Source organism: Arthrobacter sp. (assembly GCF_030540645.1).
In the GTDB taxonomy this organism is placed as follows: Bacteria; Actinomycetota; Actinomycetes; order Actinomycetales; family Micrococcaceae; genus Specibacter.
This window is the reverse complement of sequence record NZ_JAUNVV010000070.1, coordinates 1-19185: the sequence shown is the minus strand read 5'-3', so window position 1 is coordinate 19185 and position 19185 is coordinate 1. Positions and strand designations below refer to the sequence as shown.

18 protein-coding genes are annotated in these 19185 nt (G+C 61.8%); 11 read left to right on the top strand and 7 right to left on the bottom strand.

The features are described from left to right. The 3 genes from Q4P21_RS12480 to Q4P21_RS12470 all read left to right on the top strand — a co-directional run. Window positions 1–829, top strand: an 829-nt coding sequence (locus tag Q4P21_RS12480; RefSeq protein ID WP_303389087.1) for an HNH endonuclease signature motif containing protein, incomplete at its 5' end; no start/stop codon positions are given. Between the two features lie 91 nt (window positions 830–920). Further along, complete coding sequence (locus tag Q4P21_RS12475; protein WP_303389086.1) at window positions 921–1478, top strand: NUDIX domain-containing protein; 558 nt, start codon at window positions 921–923, stop codon at window positions 1476–1478. Continuing rightward, a complete protein-coding gene (locus Q4P21_RS12470; RefSeq protein WP_303389085.1) occupies window positions 1471–2214 on the top strand; it encodes a hypothetical protein in 744 nt (247 codons plus the stop codon). The genes Q4P21_RS12475 and Q4P21_RS12470 overlap by 8 nt, the downstream gene beginning before the upstream one ends. 38 nt (window positions 2215–2252) lie before the next feature. Here the strand turns inward: Q4P21_RS12470 and Q4P21_RS12465 are convergent, their stop codons facing one another. After that, window positions 2253–3668, bottom strand: coding sequence for a reverse transcriptase family protein (locus tag Q4P21_RS12465; protein WP_303389084.1), 1416 nt, complete (start codon window positions 3666–3668; stop codon window positions 2253–2255). Between the two features lie 304 nt (window positions 3669–3972). Here Q4P21_RS12465 and Q4P21_RS12460 point away from each other — a divergent pair, with 304 nt between their 5' ends. Then, window positions 3973–5115: a cytochrome P450 gene (locus tag Q4P21_RS12460; RefSeq protein WP_303389083.1), complete on the top strand. Its 1143-nt coding sequence runs from the start codon at window positions 3973–3975 to the stop codon at window positions 5113–5115. Here Q4P21_RS12460 and Q4P21_RS12455 read toward each other — a convergent pair. Continuing rightward, complete coding sequence (locus tag Q4P21_RS12455) at window positions 5094–5699, bottom strand: bifunctional 2-polyprenyl-6-hydroxyphenol methylase/3-demethylubiquinol 3-O-methyltransferase UbiG (protein ID WP_303389082.1); 606 nt, start codon at window positions 5697–5699, stop codon at window positions 5094–5096. The two genes, Q4P21_RS12460 and Q4P21_RS12455, sit on opposite strands and share 22 nt — an antisense overlap. Before the next feature lie 971 nt (window positions 5700–6670). On the opposite strand from Q4P21_RS12455, the gene Q4P21_RS12450 reads away from it, so the two are divergent. Genes Q4P21_RS12450 through Q4P21_RS12440 form a run of 3 tightly spaced genes read left to right on the top strand, consistent with a single transcriptional unit; the run spans window position 6671 to window position 8838 of the window. Next, window positions 6671–7213 (top strand): DedA family protein, encoded by a 543-nt coding sequence (locus Q4P21_RS12450; RefSeq protein ID WP_303389081.1) that lies wholly within the window; start codon window positions 6671–6673, stop codon window positions 7211–7213. A 45-nt stretch (window positions 7214–7258) separates the two neighbouring features. Next, complete coding sequence (locus Q4P21_RS12445) at window positions 7259–8128, top strand: thioesterase family protein (protein ID WP_303389080.1); 870 nt, start codon at window positions 7259–7261, stop codon at window positions 8126–8128. Next, on the top strand, window positions 8125–8838 hold the full coding sequence (locus tag Q4P21_RS12440) for a lipoate--protein ligase family protein (RefSeq protein ID WP_303389079.1): 714 nt from the start codon (window positions 8125–8127) through the stop codon (window positions 8836–8838). The genes Q4P21_RS12445 and Q4P21_RS12440 overlap by 4 nt, the downstream gene beginning before the upstream one ends. A 133-nt stretch (window positions 8839–8971) precedes the next feature. Here Q4P21_RS12440 and Q4P21_RS12435 read toward each other — a convergent pair whose 3' ends face one another. The 3 genes from Q4P21_RS12435 to Q4P21_RS12425 all read right to left on the bottom strand — a co-directional run bounded on the left by Q4P21_RS12435 (window position 8972) and on the right by Q4P21_RS12425 (window position 11075). After that, a complete protein-coding gene (locus Q4P21_RS12435) occupies window positions 8972–9592 on the bottom strand; it encodes an MBL fold metallo-hydrolase (protein WP_303389078.1) in 621 nt (206 codons plus the stop codon). Beyond that, window positions 9592–10677, bottom strand: a complete 1086-nt coding sequence (locus tag Q4P21_RS12430; protein WP_303389077.1) for an S-(hydroxymethyl)mycothiol dehydrogenase — start codon at window positions 10675–10677, stop codon at window positions 9592–9594. Before Q4P21_RS12430 ends, Q4P21_RS12435 begins: the two co-directional genes overlap by 1 nt. Before the next feature lie 140 nt (window positions 10678–10817). Further along, window positions 10818–11075, bottom strand: a complete 258-nt coding sequence (locus Q4P21_RS12425; RefSeq protein ID WP_303389076.1) for a mycoredoxin — start codon at window positions 11073–11075, stop codon at window positions 10818–10820. Window positions 11076–11171: 96 nt separating this feature from the next. Between Q4P21_RS12425 and Q4P21_RS12420 the strand changes: the two genes are divergently transcribed. Then, a complete protein-coding gene (locus Q4P21_RS12420; RefSeq protein WP_303389075.1) occupies window positions 11172–11891 on the top strand; it encodes an SOS response-associated peptidase in 720 nt (239 codons plus the stop codon). Window positions 11892–11906: 15 nt separating this feature from the next. Here Q4P21_RS12420 and Q4P21_RS12415 read toward each other — a convergent pair whose 3' ends face one another. Beyond that, window positions 11907–13247, bottom strand: coding sequence for an LCP family protein (locus tag Q4P21_RS12415; protein WP_303389074.1), 1341 nt, complete (start codon window positions 13245–13247; stop codon window positions 11907–11909). A 294-nt stretch (window positions 13248–13541) separates the two neighbouring features. On the opposite strand from Q4P21_RS12415, the gene Q4P21_RS12410 reads away from it, so the two are divergent. Continuing rightward, complete coding sequence (locus Q4P21_RS12410) at window positions 13542–14414, top strand: class II glutamine amidotransferase (protein ID WP_303389073.1); 873 nt, start codon at window positions 13542–13544, stop codon at window positions 14412–14414. A gap of 46 nt (window positions 14415–14460) precedes the next feature. On the opposite strand, the gene Q4P21_RS12405 is transcribed toward Q4P21_RS12410, so the two are convergent. Then, window positions 14461–14973, bottom strand: coding sequence for a GNAT family N-acetyltransferase (locus Q4P21_RS12405; protein WP_303389072.1), 513 nt, complete (start codon window positions 14971–14973; stop codon window positions 14461–14463). 285 nt (window positions 14974–15258) lie between these two features. On the opposite strand from Q4P21_RS12405, the gene Q4P21_RS12400 reads away from it, so the two are divergent. Together Q4P21_RS12400 and Q4P21_RS12395 are read left to right on the top strand one after the other, a co-directional pair. Continuing rightward, a complete protein-coding gene (locus Q4P21_RS12400; RefSeq protein ID WP_303389071.1) occupies window positions 15259–15597 on the top strand; it encodes a hypothetical protein in 339 nt (112 codons plus the stop codon). Further along, complete coding sequence (locus tag Q4P21_RS12395; protein ID WP_303389070.1) at window positions 15545–18964, top strand: DNA polymerase III subunit alpha; 3420 nt, start codon at window positions 15545–15547, stop codon at window positions 18962–18964. The genes Q4P21_RS12400 and Q4P21_RS12395 overlap by 53 nt, the downstream gene beginning before the upstream one ends. Window positions 18965–19185: the final 221 nt, after the last annotated feature.

Sequence of the window (19185 nt, the reverse complement as noted above, 5' to 3'; positions counted from 1 at the left end):
AGGCGGTGCGGGGCCCGATTGTGGTGAGTCAGGCGGCGGTGAGCTAAGTGGTGGGGATCCGGGGTCGGGTTCTGTGTGGGGTGAGGTGCCCGGGCAAGATGATGAGCCCGGGCAGGAGCGGCGGGGTCGGGTGGTTGGCGGGGTGCGGATTCCGTGGCCGGGCTCGGCGGAGGTGTTGGAGGGTTTGGACCCGATTGATCCGGCCAGTACCGACCCGGTGGTGAAAGATGACCGTACGTATGCGCAGAAGCTCTTGGACGGGTTGTTGGACTGTGTGAAGTTGGCGGCACGGACAGAGAAGCTGCCGCTCAATGGTGGTTTGAAGGCACAGTTGATCATCATGACCCGGCAGGAAGACCTGGCCCGCAGGGACGGGGCAGGGACGGCGTTTACTGCTTATAACGGGCCAGTGCCGTTGGGGTTGTTTGACCAGCCCCTGTGTGATCCAGAGATCACGAACCTGTTGATGGGGCAGGGACAGGAGGTTTTGAATGTGGGTCGTGCTCAACGCTTGTTTACCCCGGCGCAGCGCAAAATCCTATTCGCCAGGGATCTAGGCTGTTGTTTTCCTGATTGCACTATCCCGGCACCGTGGACCGAGGCCCATCATGTGCTCCCGTGGCAAGAAGGCGGGGAAAGTAATATCAGCAACGCAGCTTTGCTCTGCGGACGCCACCACACGCTGATTCACCACAGTGAATGGACCCTGACCCTCGTGCAAGGCACACCCTGCTTCACCGCCCCGTACCTGATCGATCCCACCCAAACACCACGCCGCAACACCTACCACCACGGCCTGAGTAAAAACAGCCCCAACACCCACAACTGACAACACACACGGGCGAGTGCAAACGAGACCTGAAGTAGAACCATAGCCATCAGTACCTGCTGAGGTTTGCGGACTTGATAGCGTGAGGAACATGGATGAAGACTTTTCCAAGAAACGTCTGGATGTAGCAGGCACGTCGGCCCGATTTATTCAGGATGCTGCGGCTGCTGTGCGTCCTGGCAGGCTTGGTGGCCCACGCGATCCCGGCGATGCCTGGGTAGAGGGTGATGCTGGGAAATTCTGGGGCAGGTTCGGTTCCGCTGGCTTGCTGGTGGTCGACAGCAAACGGGGAATACTGTTGCAGCACCGGGCAATCTGGTCGGACCACGGCGGTACATGGGGTCTGCCCGGTGGCGCCCGCCATCAAGGAGAGAATGCTGTGGACGGAGCCTTGAGGGAGGCATGGGAGGAAGCTGGGGTGCCCGCCGACAAGGTTGAGGTCCTCTTCACCTCCTTGTATGACGTGGGCTACTGGACGTACACCACTGTTGCGGTCCGTGTGGTGGAGAGCTTTGAAGCCATCGTCAATGATCCCGAGAGCATTGCCCTTGAGTGGGTGCCAGCCGAAGAAGTAGATTCCTTGAAGTTGCACCCCGGGTTCGCCGCAGCATGGCCAGTATTGCGGGAGCGGCTGGATAGGCGTGTCTGAGCCGCAGCCCGGGCAGGCCTCCGTGGTGGGGAGGCTGCTCCAGGAGATCTCTTGGGAACGCGCCACACACTACCGAATTGGCGGCAGAGGCAGGGAGAATGTGCTCACGGCCGAGGTGCTCATGGCCCTCGACTTTCTGCCTCGGATGCATTTTTTGGGAGCCGTCATTGGTGCTGCCCAGGGCGCAGAACAAGCCAGGGCGGTGCTGATCTCGGACATTGAGATTGCGAGCGTGAGCTTCCTTCCCGGTGACCTGCCCCTTACTCCTGGGAAAAAATCAAGAAATCAACGGCATGTACAACCTGACGCTCTAGTGATGAGCACACGGTCATTTGTACTCGTGGAGGCCAAACGCATCCGTTCCAACTCATTCCAGCCAGCCCAGCTGGCGCGGGAATACGTCGCTGCAATGGCACACGCTGAAAACCGGTTGCCCATCGTCCTGCTGTTGGGTGTCAAGCCTGACGTGTTGGTATCAGGACGTGGCCGGATGACCATCAAGGAAGCAGTACTTGGTGAACTTGTCTCCGTTGTGGAAGAGAGCGGCAACAGCCAGCTGGATGTGGAACGGCTCCAGAGTCAGATTGACGATGTCTTTTGCTGGATACCTTGGGAGAAGGTGGACGAGGTGGTGCGAACGCAGGAGGCAGCTTTCACCTCCTCCGATCCGTCCATCACAGCTTCGGTGCGCCGGTTGGCGGGGTCGATCAATGATGCGATCGCCTGGCATGCGTAGAGAATGCGGTGGAATTGGTACCTCAACAGCGCCTGGTGCTACCAGCTGATCCGCTCGAAGTCGCGTCGCAGCCGGACGCCCCGCGCAGGGTTCAACGACTCCATCCACGTAATACGGCCCAGCAAATGGGCGCGATAATCGGTGTGGTCGGCTCGGTTCTGTGACTCCGGTCCAAAAAGCATGCAGTTGTGCAGAATCGCCTTCAGCGCATCGAATTCACGGCGTGGAGCGTTCAGATGCTGGTTCACGACGATCCCGGTGATCTGCTGGCGGGTGCTGCGTGGCCGGAATCGGGTCTTGCTCTCGTTGAGGTTATGCCCCTCGTCGGCCACAATCCGCTTTGCGCCCCGAAGGAAACGCTCGGTACGCCGGGCCAAGGCGGGACCGCCACTGAATCCAAGGTCGTCGGCATAGCGGGTGTAGTTGGCCCCGGCGACCTCCGCCCAACCCTGCAGCCTGGAGTCCAGTCGCCGCAGTGCCAAATTTGCCAGTGCAGGGGAGGTCGGTGCCCCCTGTGGCAAGTGGGGGAGCCGCAATGCTTGCGTGAGGGCAAAACGTTCGGCAGCGCTCCCGCCCGGGGGCATGGAGCTGATGACCCGGGGTGGAACAATGTGGGTGCACAGACCGGTCAGACGGTGAGCCACTGCTTCCGGATATCCTGACTGTCGTAGTGCGCCAAACACCTTTCCGGCGCTGACATTGGCAAAAAAGCACAGCAGGTCCATCGAAATGACCACGTCGGCACCCGTGTGCAGCGCCGCTCCGCTGGACGCGCTTCGTCCCGGGACGAAACCGTGCGCCGCATTGTGCAACGGAATGGGAGCAAGGAGGCCATGTAACACTTTTCGTTGGATGTTCCGCAGCCTGAGCCCGGGAATCTCCAACAACCTGGGGGTCCTGCCAGGTCGCTCTCGCCACATGTATCGGTAGTGCTGCAAACTGCTTCGGCTGGCCAGCCTGTTCAAATGGCGGGTGTCGGCAAACCACTCCAGCTCGCCCAGCTTCAAGCCGAGAACTTCAGCCAACTGCTCCAGCCCTGTGACCTCGGGAACAGGGTGGGTTCCATCGCGCAGCTCCGGTTCTGCCACTGCATAGGCTGCCAAACGGAGAGGTTTGCGTTGATCATGCGCTTTGTCTACGGCGGCGGCGAAGGGTTCGCTGGCTCCTATATGGGCGGCCAGTTCGCGGGGTGCGTCAGCGGGTTTGCGGTGGTAGGCATCCACCACGGCCCGAACCAGCGGACCCAGCCAACGCCGTCGTGCTCCCAGTACCTCGGCACCGGCGGACACCAGCGCCTCCACGGTCCACTCGGGGGCAGCAAGAAAGGCGTGAGACAAGGCTGTTGCCACGATCGTAGGGGTGGGATGCGGCGTGTGGGCAAGGACCTGTGCAGCCTTGTGGTCGGTGGTCATCCCCGTGGCTTCCTTCCGTTTCCCGGCAGTGAATTTAGCCATGCCATGAAGCGACGGAGGCTTCCAGACGACCCGTCTGTCTGTGCGGGTGGTGTGCTGCGCGGAGCGCAGAGCCCCCACCCGCGGCGCTTGCTCGAGCGGTACTGCGTGCCCCGGGGTAGCCCCGGGGAGGAACGTGCACGAGTGCAGTTCCACCTCGTCGGGAAGCCTCCGTCTACTCGAAACGCTAACACGAAGGGTGGGAGCCGACGCAGGGTTGATGGTTCAGAAGCGTGCATGCAAGCGCGGAACTGCTGGCTGTACAACCGCGTCATTTGCGGCTCCGAAAGTTTGTTACCGTGAAAACATGCCTGCCCCCAGTGAAGAAACACCCCTCGAACCACTGTGGCTTCACCGCCACGCTGACGTTATGGCCGCAGCGCTGGATCCGGATACCTTTTCCTCTGCGGTGTCCACCCACCTGAACGTGCCTAACGGCATGGACGGGGCCGAACACACCCGCTACCGTGCCGTGGTGGATAAGTACATGACCCGCGAACGAACTGCGGCGATTGAGCCCATCTGCCAGGCAGTGGCCGAGGATCTCGTTGCGGACATCCCGTCGGGCGTGCCCGTGGACGTAGTCGGCGGGTTAGGGCGGCGCTACGCCGTGCGGGCGCAAAGCCAATGGCTCGGCTGGCCGGCTGAGCTGGAGGACCCGCTGTTGCAGTGGATGGAAGACAACCATGGGGCAACAAGGAGTGGCGAACTGGCCGAAACCACGCAGATCGCACGCCGTTTTGATGCGATTATCACTAACCTGATCAACTCCCGCCGCATGGCTCGCGTCGGCGGACGCAGCACTCCGGTGGATCCCACCGATGAACTGGCCCACGACTTTGTGGGCAACGCGCCTCTGTTGCTGACGGAGATCGTCAGCATTCTGCGCAACTGGACGGCGGGGGACTTGGGCACCATATCCCGCTGCGTGGGCAGCATTGTCAACCATCTGGCGCAGAATCCTGAGCTGCAACAGGATCTACGCAGCCGGTTATTGAATCCAGCTGGCACAGACACTGCTTTCTTGGATGCTGCCATTGATGAAATGCTGCGCATCGAGAACCCGTTCCTGTCCAACCGACGCAAAACCACCCAGGCACGGGAACTGGGCGGGCACAGCATCGAGGCAGGCCGGAGGGTGTACTTGGACTGGGTGGAAGCAAATCGGGATCCCGCCGTGTTTGGCGACCCCGACGCCTACCGCCCCACCCAGAATGCAGCCAGCAACCTTGTCTACGGCATTGGCAAACACGTCTGCCCGGGCCGTGGCCTGTCCACCATGGAGCTGCGGGTTGCAACCGTTGAACTGCTAAACCAAACGACGGCGATCATGCCTGCTCCGGTCTTGGAGAATGTGCGCGAAACAGCTCCGCTGGGCGGCTTTGGCAGCGTCCACGTCATCCTTACCAAGAAAGAGTTTCCAGCCGTTCACCCTTCCACGGAGGGATGATCCAGGAGAGCCACCAAATAGTCTGAATCCTCTGTGAACGGGTGCAGCTGCCATGTGGAGAAGCTCCCGGAAACGCGCAATCCTGCGCCTTGGACATCGCTGAAAAAATCTATAAATTCGTATCCGCGTCCCGCACCAAAGCCCACCACCACCCGGCCATCGTGCGCCAGGTGTTCCCTGAAATGAGCAAGCACAGCCGGCGCTGTTCCTGGGGCAAGAAACGTCAGCACGTTTCCGGCGCACAGGATCAAATCAAACGTCTCACCGGGCAGGGACAACGCACTTAGGTCGCCCAATCTCCAATCGAGGTCCGGATGGTCGTTTCGCGCGGCTGCGACCAGTTCGGGATCAAGGTCCACGCCCACCACGCGGTGCCCCCTGCGTGCCAATTCCCCGCCAATCCTGCCCATGCCACACCCTGCATCCAAGATCCGGCCGGAGCGAGCGAGCAATGCATCAGCCATCCTGGCCTCACCGTGAACATCGACGCCGTCGGCACGCAACGCGGCAAACCGGGCCACATACCTAGCCGAATGGCCGGGTTCCGCTCGATTCTTCGCTTCCCACAAGTTTTCATTGTCCATGGGCCAAGGCTACCGCTGCCAGACTTTCCCGGTCCCAACCGCGCCACACTGCGCTCCGCGCAGCCCAGTTCAGGAGGGGTCAACCTGCCTGCCGCACATCCTCGCAATGGAGGGCCCCGCCGTCGTTCACGATGTGTTTCGGCTAGGTCACTCCACCGCCTTGGCAGCGAAGATCGCCTCCACGAACAAGAAACCACTCAATGTGCAACTATCGATCCATGCCTGAATCTGTGGCTCATCCCGTCGCCGTCCGTGCGGTGGCTTTCACCCGACCCTCAAGATGGCGGCACCGCCCAATGCGCCTGGTCCGTTATGACGCCTACTGGGCGGGTGGTCGCGTGGACTTCGACGTGAGCCATTCCAAAATGATGTACCGGGGATCACCCGCGGACTTCGCTGCGATAAAGGAGAGCGTGCACGAGCACTGCCCGGAAGCGGGGACTGGCCAGTGGGTGGGAGAATTTGGCGCCGTCGTTCCCGGACCCACCCAAACTGAACCGAACCCGTCGGAAAACGTGAGAGGGACGCCGTCGAAGTATGGGGTTTCACATGACGAGTCACACAAGAGGAGCGGCCGCAGGTGGCGCGTCGGCTTTGGTGCAACCAGTCTCAGCCTTGGCCTTTACCTCGTCATCGGGCCACTGAGCGACGGTTTCACCGGTTTTGTGGGAGTACTTTGCGTCATCTTTGGCCTGTCAGCCCTCGCGGGCTTGCTGCCCAAAAGATACCACTGGTGGTTAGTTGCACGTCCACCGGCCCGATTTCGGGGCCCATCAAGAAAGTAGATCGAAGATATCCACAGCACCTGGTGGTGCATAGCTGATTCGGGACAGTCCTTAAAGGACTGTAGCGACCAGTCTCACGTGCGGAAAATTAGGGCAACGTGGCTTGCCTTGGCTACCATGGGAAGAGATCAACAGACTAGAATTCCCTAGCCATATTCTTCCTGACCCAGGGGGCAGCGAACGCTCATGATGGACAGCATTGTCTCCCTCCCCTTTGTCTGGGCCTTTTTGATCCTGTTTGTCATTGTGATGCTGCGTTCCAACGCCACATATTGGACAGGACGGGCATTGGCTGCCGGAGGGCGCAAAACCAAGCTGCAAAAGTACTTGGACGCCCCATCCGTGATCCGGGCAGAAAAATTCATCGCCCGTTGGGGAACCGCTGCTGTCAGCGTGAGCTTTCTGACCATTGGGATCCAGACTGCCGTCAACATGTCCGCCGGACTGGGCCGGATGCCGTTGCGCCGCTACATTCCGGCAACCGTGGTTGGATCCATCGCCTGGGCCTGCATTTACGCCACCATCGGGATTGCCGCCTTTGACGCCGCTCTGGCCGCTGCCGCCGGATCGCCGCTTTCCTTGATCCTCCTTGTTCTGCTCGCTGCCACCGCAGCGCTGGGTGTGCACCTGTTTCGCGTCTCAAGGATCCGCAAGCTGGACCAGAGCGCCTTGGAAGATTGCCCGGTCATGGGCCAGGAATTGGCCGTCAAGCCAACGTTGCAGGCGTAGCCGCCGTGTGCGAATCGCTGCGCTGCTGCCGGTAGAGTCATAGCCATGCCGGAAACAACCACATGCTTAACTGCCGAATCTGCTGCAACTGAAACTGCAACCGCAGCAGCAACCGCAGTCGCTGACGCCGCGTCCTACTACCGCCACTTGGGTGGGAACCGCTACGCATCCACCATTCATGCACAGGGCGCCTGGAACGCGCATGAACAACACATGGCCCCGGTGACCGGCATCATGGTGTACGCTTTGGAGCAGTTTCAGCCCCGTGCCGACATGCGTCTTGTCCGGCTCAGCTTTGACATCCTGGGCCTGATCCCGGCTGGCGAATTCAGCATTGAAACGACCCTGCTGCGCCCCGGCAAAACCATCGAGCTGCTGCAGGCTGAATTGATTGCCGACGGCCGGGTGGCTGTCCGGGGCACTGCCTGGCGGCTGCAACGCGGAGACTCATCCGCTGTCGAGGCCTTTGAAGACAAGCCCCTTGAGCCCCTTGACCAATCCGTGGCCTGGTCGGGGCTGAACACGTGGCCCGGTGGGTTCATCAAGTCCATTGAAGGGCGAACACTTCCGGGCCACCGCAAGGGGCACGGACGTGCCTGGCTGCGCAGCCCGCACACCATGCTCGACGGCGGCGAACACTCCTCAGCGCTGGTTCGGCTCCTGGGGCTGGCGGACAGTGCCAACGGTGTGGCAGCGCGTATTCTGCCCGAACCGGGTAGTTTCATGTTCCCCAATGTGGATCTGTCCTTGCACATCTACCGGGAACCCGTCGGTGAGTGGCTGGGGCTGGACTCCACGGTGACGTTTGCCGGCGACGGCGTGGGCCTCACCTCCTCCGTGCTGCATGACGAGCAAGGCCCCTTCGGGCGCTCAGAGCAGATCCTGACCCTGCGTCCCATCCCGCACAAGCCGTGAGCTCGCTGCTGGCCCCACGCCTTGAAGTCCACAAACAGCTGGTCAACCAGGGGGCCGAAGCCGACCTCAATCATGCCCTGGACCTTTTGGCAGAGGTGAAGGCTGGGCGTCAGAACGCCATGCTGCGCCTGTACCGCCCCGAGCCCACCGTGGCGTTCGGCCAGCGGGACACGAGGCTCCCCGGCTTTGCCGCTGCTGAGCAGGTCTCACGAAACAACGGTTTTGTGCCAGCCGTGCGGCGTGCAGGGGGTAGGGCCGCCGCCTACCACCGGGGCACCCTGATCGTTGACCACATCCAACCCCAGGACGATGCCATTGTCGGCGCGAAGGCGCGCTTCGGGTTCTTTGGTGACTTGTTTGCCCAGGCCCTGCAGTCGCTGGGTCTGGAGGCCGGCGTCGGCGAGATCCCCGGTGAATATTGCCCGGGCGAGTACAGCGTGTATGGCAGGAACGCCGTCGCCAGCATCAAGCTGGTCGGCACGGCTCAACGCGTGGTCTCCGGAGCCTGGCTGTTCAGCTCCGTCATCGTGGTGGAAAACTCGGCGCCCATCCGCCAAGTCCTCATGGACAGCTATGCGGCACTGGGCCTGGACTGGGACCCATCCACCGCCGGCGCGGCCGAGGACCTGCTCCCGGGACTCACGGTGGAGGACGTGGAGTCAGCGATCCTGGCAGCCTACACGCAGCACACACGGCTCAGCGGGACGTAAAGCTCGAGCGCAGCAGCTGCCTAGGGCAGCCACATCTTCAGGGCACGAGCAGCACATGAACACCACAAAACAAGGGCCGCGCAGCATCAGCTGCGCGGCCCTTGTTTCTTGCTGCCAGTTCTTCGTGGAGCCGTTATTGCCCTTCGGCCAGGATGCCCGGCTTCTCGTCGGCGATGCTGGTGGAGTCGCCGTGCCCGGTGTTGACAACCGTTTCAGCTGGCAGTGTCAGCAGCCGCTCGGTGATTGACTTCACGATGGTGGGGAAGTCACTGTACGAGCGCCCGGTTGCCCCGGGACCGCCGTTGAACAGTGTGTCGCCGGTGAAAACGGTACCCAGCGACGCGGCGTAGAAACACGTCGAGCCGGGTGAGTGGCCGGGGGTGTGCAGGGCCACCAGCTCGGTGCCGGCGATCTCGAACGTATCCCCGTCGGCGATGGCTGAGTCCGGCGTCGTGCCCGGGTAGATGTCCTCCCAGAGCATTTGATCCTCCGGGTTCATGAACACGGGGGCCCCGGCCAAGCCGGCAAACTCGCGGGCATGACGGATGTGGTCGTCGTGGCCGTGGGTCAGCAGTACAGCCTTGACGGTGCGCTTGCCCACGGCAGCCAGTATGGCCTGAGGGTCGTGCGCCGGGTCAATGACCAGCACCTCGGAGTCGTCCCCCACGAGCCAGACGTTGTTGTCCACGTCCCAGGTTCCGCCGTCGAGCGAGAATGTGCCGGAGGTGACCAGACGGTCAATGTGTGCGGCCATTACAGCTCCACCACCGATCGCAGCACGGAGCCTTCGCCCATTTTCGTGAAGGCTGCCTCGATGTCATCGATGCCGATGCGTTCAGTGACGAACGCGTCCAGGTCCAGCTTGCCCTGCTTGTACAGGTCAACGAGAATGGGGAAGTCGCGGGAGGGCAGACAGTCGCCGTACCAGGAGGACTTCAGCGATCCGCCGCGGCCAAACACATCGGCCAGCGGCAGCTCCAACATCATCTCCGGGTTGGGTACGCCCACCAGCACCACGGTGCCGGCCAGGTCGCGGGCGTAGAACGCCTGCTTGTACGTTTCCGGACGTCCGACGGCGTCAATCACCACATCTGCACCGAAGCCTCCGGTGAGGCCCTGGATGGCGGTGACGGCGTCCTCGGCAGTGGCATCCACAGTGTGGGTGGCACCCAGTGCCTTGGCTCCTGCCAGCTTCTTTGGGTCGCGGTCCACGGCGATGATGGTGGTGGCCCCTGCCAGTGCCGCACCGGCGATGGCGGCCGTGCCAACGCCGCCGCAGCCAATGACGGCCACGGAATCGCCGCGCTTCACGCCGCCGGTGTTGATGGCAGCCCCAATGCCTGCCATGACGCCGCAACCGAGCAGGCCGACGGCGCCGGGATCGACGTCGTCGTCGACCTTGGTGCACTGCCCGGCGGCGACGAGGGTCTTTTCAATGAAGGCCCCGATGCCCAGCGCGGGGGAGAGGACGGTGCCGTCCTCAAGCGTCATTTTTTGCGTGGCGTTGGCCGTGTCGAAGCAGTACTGCGGCTGCCCCTTTGCACAGGCGCGGCACGTGCCGCAGACGGCGCGCCAGTTCAGGATGACCCTGTCACCGGGGACCACGTTCGTGACGCCATCGCCGACGGCGCTGACCACGCCCGTAGCCTCATGGCCCAGCAGGAATGGGAAGTCATCGCTGATGCCGCCAAGCTTGTAGTGCAGGTCCGTGTGGCACACACCGCTGGTGAGGATGTCCACAAGGGCCTCGCCCGGGCCCGGATCGGGAACCAGAATGGTTTCGAGTGTGACGGGGGCGTTCTTGCTGAGCACAACTGCGCCCTTGACCTTGTGAACCACTGACAACTCCTTGAACGTTCTTGCCGGCTGCGGTACAGCGCTACCGGATGGCTATTGCCTACTGATTGTCTATCACAGGGGGTGCATAAAAGCCCGATGTTGCGGCACCGCCCAGCAATCCCGTCAAAGCGTTTGGTTGGCTAGACGCCCAGCTTGACCTTTACGTCGTTCAGTGACGGGTTGGTGGCTGCCGAGCCGTCGGGGTAAAGGATCGTGGGGACCGTCTGATTTCCACCATTGAGGCTTTCAACGAGTTCGGCAGTGCCGGGGACGTCTTCGATGTTGATCTCCGTGTAGCCGATGCCCGAGGCGTCAAGCTGCTTCTTCAGGCGTTTGCAGTAGCCACACCAAACAGTTGAAAACATGGTGATGGTGCCGACGTCGGGGGTGAAATCCACGGGGAGTACTCCTTGAAGGGGGTTGTTGAGGTTGCTATCCATGACAACGCTACCGGGTCGGGTGCATATTCCCTGATTTGTGCCACCATGGATTGCATGTGTGGACGATACGTAATGGCAAGGGCCGTCGGTGACCTGGTGGCCGAGCTCGAAGCGGAAGCCGACGCCAACCTGGAACTGCGGGCCTCCTGGAACGTGGCCCCGACCACGGATGTGCCCATAGTCCTTGAACGGCTGGTCGACGGCGTCCTGCACCGGCAGGTGCACGTGGCCAAGTGGGGGCTGGTGCCACGTTGGGCGAAGGATCCCGGCGTAGCCGTGCGCGCCTTCAACGCCCGCAGTGAGACGGTGCTGGAAAAGCCCACGTTCCGCGCCGCGGCCAAGGCCCGACGATGCGCAGTCCCGGTGGAGGGCTACTACGAGTGGAAGAAACTTCCCGACGGCAAGAAGCAACCGTACTTTGTGCACACGAAGGATGGCTCGCTCATCACCTTCGCCGGGCTGTACGAATGGTGGAAGGACCCCGAAAAAGACGACGCCGACCCGGAAGCCTGGCTGCTCTCCTGCACCATCTTGACCATGGAATCGCCACCCAAGGGGGAACTTTCCACCCTCCATGACAGGCTCCCGGTCCCACTGGACCGCGAGGCCATGGCCGAATGGCTCAACCCTGCCCCCGGGGAGGCTGCCGGGCTCTTGGACATGGTCTTGGCCGAAGCCCACCAACTGGCCGCCGCATGGCAGCTTGACCCGGTGGGGCCCGACGTCGGCAACGTGCGCAACAATTCCCCGGAGCTCACAGTCCCGGTCTGCTGACGGAAGCCGTGCACCTCACTTGACGCAGGGGATGGTGCCGCCAGCGAGCGAACCGGTCCAGTCCGAGTAGGTGGTGGTGGCGTCGGCAGGAGCTTTGGTTGGCACAGTCGCTGTGGCCGGCGCGGCAGTCGTGGCTGGCGCGGATGGTTTGGCGGAGGCGGTGCCGGGCGCCGCCGTCGTACTTGAAGCGCCAGCCTTGGCTCCAGCTCCGGCTGTGGGGGACGCCACCGGTGCCGGGGCCAGGAGCTGCTGGACCGTCGCCTGCACCTGGGGTAAATTTACAAGGTTGATGGACTCGCCGTTGGGTGCCGTGCCAAAACCGCTGATGGGCAAGGTGGTGAACGCGATGTTCCCGCCCGTGATGGAGGTGGCCTGCTGGATCAGCGTGATGAGGTTCAGGCCATTGTTGACCACGATGTTGCTGCTGACGGCGTTGAGCACCGTTTCCATCTTCGGGATGTTCGTGAACGTACCGGCCTGCTTGAGCTGATGGATGACGTCGACGACGAATGCCTGCTGCCGGCGCTCGCGGTCCAGGTCGGAAAAAGCATAGCTGGGATCTGACGTGTCGCGGCGCTGGCGAACGTAGGCCATGGCCTGCTTGGCGTCGATCTGCTGCAGGCCTGCAGTGAAGTTCGCTCCGGAATACGTGTCCTGGGTGGCGTTGAGCGTACAGACGGTGATGGGGGCAACCGCTTGGGCTACCTCGTAGAAGGCCGCCATGGTGACTTCCACGAAATTATCGACGTGGACGTTGCCCAGGAAAGCCGAGACGGTATCGATCTCGGCCGCCCGACCGGCGTCGCGTGCCTGCTGATATGTGGTGTTGTCATTGGGCTTGCCGGCTGCAAGCAGCGCCGTCTGCTCGGCGGAGAGGGCGTCACCATACGCTTCCTTGATCTTGCCGTAGGTGCCGCTCCCACCCGGGATGCCGGAGAGCTCCACGTAGTCGTCGCGGGGGATGGAGATGGCGGTGGCCTTGGACCCGTCGGCCGGAATGTGGATGAGCATGAGCACGTTGGCGTTATAGCCGCCCACGGACTGGTCACCGGCGTCGAGCGCGTCATACAGCTCCGAGGACAGCGGCTGTCCCATCTCATCGACGCGTGAGTCCAGACCCATGACAAGGATGTTGGTGTCCTTGCCCAGCTTGGGCACCTGGTGGACGGCCGCAAGTGCGCCCGAACGCATGACATTGTTGTTGGCATTGACCAGACTGACGACGACGAAGCCGACCGCGATGAGCGCAGCCGCCACCACCACTGCCAGCACGGAGAGCGTGATGCGCCGACGGCGCCTGCGTTGGGAATTGCAGTGATTCAGCTGCTCGTCCAGACTCATGGTGCCCTGATTCATGATGATGCTCCTTGGTATGCGCGTCACCCAACCCCGAGCCGCTCTCAACGGACCCGCCACCGTGCCGGGCCTCCACCTCATCCTGACACCGGGAACTATCCTGAATCGTCCAAACAGCCCAATTTACGGTGAAGTCCCAGCCGATTCCCAGCCGCTGGCGACGGCTGCCAGAAAGGCAAAAGCCTTGGTGATTGGGCGGAAGGAACCTACGCTTGCCCTAAGGAGTCGCCCGTGCCGGACGGGATAGACGGTTTGGCCCGGTTTGCAGGTTGTCAGGAAAGGATGGCTGATCTCATGTGCCGACTCTTTGGACTGCACGCCGGAACAGAGCCCGTGAAAGCCACGTTCTGGCTGTTGAAGGCCCCTGACAGTCTTGCGGTGCAGAGCCACCGTGCTCCGGATGGCACCGGGATCGGTGTGTTCAACGGTCAGGGAACACCCACGGTGAGCAAACAGCCGATGGCCGCGTGGCAGGACGCGGATTTTGCCTGCTCAGCTAGGACGCTGGAAGGAACCAACTTCCTGGCCCACGTCCGGTATGCGTCCACGGGTGGGCACACCTTGGAAAACACCCACCCTTTCGAGCAGGACGGAAGGCTTTTTGCCCACAACGGCGTGGTGCACGGTTTGGCTGAGCTGGATGCACGCATTGCTGAATGTGGGGGAGCGGGACTGGTGTACGGACAGACCGACAGCGAACGAATGTTTGCGCTGGTCACTGCGGAGGTACGTCGCAATGGCGGTGACGTTGGTGCCGGAGTGGTCACGGCTCTGAGGTGGATCGCAGTCAACCTGCCCGTCTACAGCCTGAATTTTATTCTTGCCACCGACACGGAGTTGTGGGCGCTGCGTTATCCGGAAACACACGAGTTGCATGTTCTGGAACGCTGCGCAGGCGGGTGCGATGGAGGGGAACTGCAGGTCGGCAGTCAGAGAATCCAAGCGCGTTGCCGTGATCTGGCAGAGCAGGACTCGGTAGTGGTGGCCAGCGAGCCGATGGACGCAGATCCAAGCTGGCGCCTGCTTGTGCCAGGGGAGCTCCTCCATGTGGACGAGGGGCTGCAGGTCACGTCAAGCTTTCCGCTGCCAGCAGCGCCGGCACACCTGCTGGCGCTCACTGACTTGGACGTCACCGCGGCAGCCTCTCAGTATCCACACGCCAGCTGACGCGCAACGGCCGTCAACTGGCTGGTTTTGGGAGTACTTGGCTGGCTTAGTCGTCCGAGTAGTCCGGGGACCAGCGGTAGAAGTTAAGGGACAGGTACAGGGCAAGGGCTGCGGAGTTGGTGGAGTCGACCTTGAGGGCAACATTGTGCCGCCCTTCATTGAACAAAGTATCCATGGTGGCAAGGACAAGTTCCTCAGCCAGACCGCGGCGGCGGTGATTGCGGTCGGTGATCAGCTCAATGATGAACGGGGCATCGGGTGCGCCTTCGCCGGTGAAGTGGTCCACCACCAGCACGGCGGCCACGATTTCGCCGTCGGCATCCAGGGCCACATGGGAGGCTTCGTGGAGCACCTGGCCGTACTTTCCCTCCATGGCGGAACGCATGTTGGACATGGCCGCGGAAAGGTTTTCACCCGCACCGGCAGCACCTGCATCGTAGGCACTGTAGTACAGCTCGCCAAGACGTTGCAGATCGGTGTCCTGCACGGTCCGTGATGCTGTTTTGAGCTCACGTTCCAAGGGGTTGGTTTTGGCGATGAGGGTGACCATGTCAGTCATGGAACGCTCCTTAAAATTGTTGTGGCGCCAGCAGCGAGTCCAGACCAAAGGCGTTAAGCCAATGCTAGACGCCTGTGTGCGTTGTCAGCTATCTACTTCATAACGTTTCCTGCACACCTGCCATGCAGAACAAGTTCCGGCTGCTGCGGATGGCCCAAGCGGCGGGTAGTTTCCGCGTGGAGTTGAGCGTACACTTAAATCTAATCGAATATATGTACTAATACGAATGGATCATCCGGAACATGCCATGTGGTTCAGGCAGGTGGATGGGGATGGAACGCGCACATGGGCATCTTCAGTGAGGGCATTGAGGTGATGAGTTCCCCTGATGGGGAACTTGTGCAGCTGTCCTGGCGTGGTGCGTGCTACTCCATCGAGCCACATCCCCTGTGCTGGTATGAGCGCCGTTCCTGGTGGGAGAGTGAATCCCGCGTACCTCCTGGTGAAGGGGCGGGACTCGTGGACTTGCAGATGTGGCGGTTGCAGGTTCGGCGCGCAGGAATTGATGACGAGCTGACTCTTGATGTAGTCCACCATCTCCCAGACGGACCTTGGCGGGTTATCAAGATTTATGACGCGGTGGAGGAAGTGTTCGAACGGCAGGAGTTGGCAGACGGTGCGTAACTTTGTCCATTTGCATAGCTCATCCGCCTTCAGCGCCCACTTTGGCGTGTCCTGGCCAGAGGAATTGGCACGGGTTGCTGCCGCAGACGGCGATGCACTTGCCGTCACGGACAGGGACGGCCTCTATGGGGCAGTCAAGCATGTGAAGGCATGCATGGCTGCCGGCATTGACCCCATCATTGGCGTCGACCTGGCTGTGGTGGAAGAGGGACCCCATGGGCTGATGGAGACGGGGCGTGTGGTGGTGCTCGCCCACGGCGGGGCATTCCTGCCGCCAGGAACCGGTTATGCCGCACTGTGCCGGCTGATCTCAGCGGCGCACACTTGCACTCCCGTGGGACTTACGTTGGACAAGCTGGCCGCCGGAGTGCTGGACCCGGAATCCGGGAAACCGGCGCTAACAGTGATGCTTGGCCCGGCGTCTCCTGTGGGACGGTCCCTGCACGGGCGCAAGTACCTCCTGCCGCGCACAAAATTCCTGCAATGGCACAACGCCATGCCTGCCGGCTCCATGGTCGTGGAAATTCTCAGCCACCTCAGCGCACCCGGTGCCCCTTTAAGCACGACCCATGCTGTGCGGATGCTCAAGCTGGCGCAGGAGTTCAACGTCCCGGCAGTGCTGAGCAACGCCGCCCGCTATGCCCATGCAGAAGACGCCCCCACGGCGGATGTCCTGGATGCGGCACGGCTGGTGATGCCGCTGGGAGAACTCCACGAGCTGCAGCCTACGGGACAAGCCTGGCTCAAAAGTGCTGCCCAGATGCGTGCCGTAGCCAAGGAAATTGTGTACCAAGCAGGCTACGGTAAGGCCGAGTTGAGCCAACTATGGGCCAACACCTCCCAGCTGGCGGACAAATGCAGGCTTGATCCGAGCGCCGACTTGGGCTGGAAACAACCGACAACCCCTGAATTGGATGTGCTGGGCTTGGCGCGCCCTGCCAACGTGGAACTTCGCCAACGCAGCGAAGCAGGGCTTGCGCGGCGCTTTGGCAATCTCAACGGAACAAAGCTGCAAACTGTGCGCAACAGGCTTGAGACGGAGCTGGCCACGATTGGCGGCTTGGGTTTTGACTCCTACTTTCTTACCGTGGCAGAAGTTTCTGACATGATCCACGCCATGGGGGTGCGCCGGGCCGCCAGGGGTTCAGGAGCTTCCTCGCTGGTCAACTACCTGCTGGGTATCAGCGCCGTGGACCCCATCGCCAATGACCTGCTCTTTGAAAGGTTTCTCTCCGCTGACAGGTCCACCCTGCCTGACATTGACCTGGATGTGGAAAGTGCCGAACGCCACAATGTATACCGGGGCATCTTTGCGCGCTTTGGTCCACAGCGGGTGACCTTGATGAGCATGCAAAACAGCTACCGTGCCCGCGGCGCGGTCAGGGACGCCGGTATGGCATTGGGCATGGCCAGGGGAGAGATCGACCAGATAGCCAAACAGCTGTGGCGTTTTTCGGCAGGCTCCTTCAGGGAAGCACTGGAGGAAAAGCCCGAGCTGCGGGATCTGGCCACCCTGGTCCGCGACTCCCGCCAGTCAGGGACAGGTGGCCAGCTTGATCTGCTGGTGGACCTCACAGAACGTCTTGACAGCCTGCCCCGGCATATTTCCATGCACCCTTGCGGGGTTATCTTGGGAGACTCGGGGCTGCTTAACCGCACCCCTGTGCAGCCCAGCGGCATGGGGCTGCCCATGAGCCAGTTCGACAAACACGACATGGACGCCATGGGCATGCTCAAACTTGATGTCCTGGGCGTACGCATGCAAAGCGCCATGGCCTATGCGGTGCGGGAGATCATCCGCCTGCACCCGTCGCGGGAAGCCGTCGCTGCGGAGGGTGGGCACGCCCTTGACGCCCCCTTCATCAGCGAGCGTGGAGGTATTGACCTAGACGCCGTCCCGTTCGACGACGAACCCACCTTTGAGTTGATCCGCAGCACCCATACGCTGGGCTGTTTTCAAATCGAGTCGCCGGGTCAGCGTGAGCTTGTGGGAAAGATGGCCCCCACTGAATTCAGTGACCTCATTATCGACATCTCCTTGTTTCGGCCCGGACCCATGAAATCAAACATGGTCAAACCATTTCTGGAAAGCCGGGCGGGCTTTTCACTGGCACACTATGCCCACCCCGACCTCATACCTGTGTTGGAAGAAACCCATGGCGTCACGGTCTTCCATGAACAGGTGCTGCGCACTCTCAGCACCATGACAGGGTGCACCCTGTCCAGAGCCGACGAGTTCAGGCGGGGGCTGGGGAAGCCTGCGGTTGAACCCGCAGTGGAAAGGTACTTCAGGGATCAGGCCGCCAGCCGCGGCTACAGCCAAGCTGTTATTGAGGAAGTGTGGGGGACTCTGGCGGCGTTTGGCAGTTTTGGTTTCTGCAAAGCCCATGGGGCAGCTTTCGCCGTGCCCACCTACCAGTCTGCCTGGTTGAAAACGCATCACCCGGCGGAGTTCATGGCCGGGCTGTGGGAACACGACCCCGGCATGTACCCGCGCCGTCTGCTCGTGGCAGAAGCACGACGCATGGGAATCCCCATTCTGCCCCTTGACATCAACGCCAGCAGCGGTGAGTACCGTGCCGAACGTACCGAGGGCAACGTGACAGGCGTCCGGCTTAGCCTGGCCGGGGTGTACGGGCTCTCCGGCACCGAACTCAAGCGCATCCTCGCCGGTCAGCCCTACAACTCCCTGGCTGAGCTGCGCGACAGGGGAAGGCTGAGTCGGCCCACCCTGAAGCGGCTGGCCCAATTGGGGGCACTTGATTCTTTGCACCGCCGGGCAAAACAGGGCACAGGGAACACCGCCAACCGTGCCGACCTCATCGCCCACGTGAACAGCTTGCCGGTCCACAAGGCCAACAAACGCAATGAACCCATTGCCGGGCAGCTTGCCCTGCCCATGGAAGATGTGGAACTGGGTGCGCTCGCAGCCAAGCACCCTGCAGCGGGGCTGGCCGAGACTGTGCGCACCGAACTGGATTTGCTCTCCGTGGATGTGAGCGGGCACTTGATGGAAAGTTACGCCCCACTGCTGGCCAGGCTTGGTGTCAGCCAAGCTGAACAGTTGTTGGGGCTGCGCAACAACACCGAAGTTTTGGTGGCAGGGGTGCGGGTGGCCACCCAAACTCCGCCCATGCGCGGAGGTAAAAGGGTGGTTTTTATTAGCATTGACGACGGCACCGGATGTGTTGATACCACCTTCTTCACTGAGGCGCAGGAAAAGTCCGGGCCGCTTCTTTTTGGCACCCGCATGCTGCTGATTCGTGGTTTAACACGGCGCACCGGCCCGCGAGGCATCACAGTGCAGGCGTTGGAGGCCTGGGATCTGCAGAACACAGACCTGCTGCCGGAGCTGTTGAGCAAGTAGAAGGAGTAGAGAAGGCGGGAAAATTGGAACCGCAGGAAAATCCAGTGCCAGCACGGATGTAGTCAGCCACCAGCCCGCACATACTGGATGGCGGGGGATCCAACGGCCCTGCAACGGGCAGATCCGCCACGATCCCACGGAAGCCGCCATGACACCCACGTCGGAATTCCTTGCCGCAGCCATTGTGTGATTGGTACCGGACTGGTGCTGACTGTGCTGAT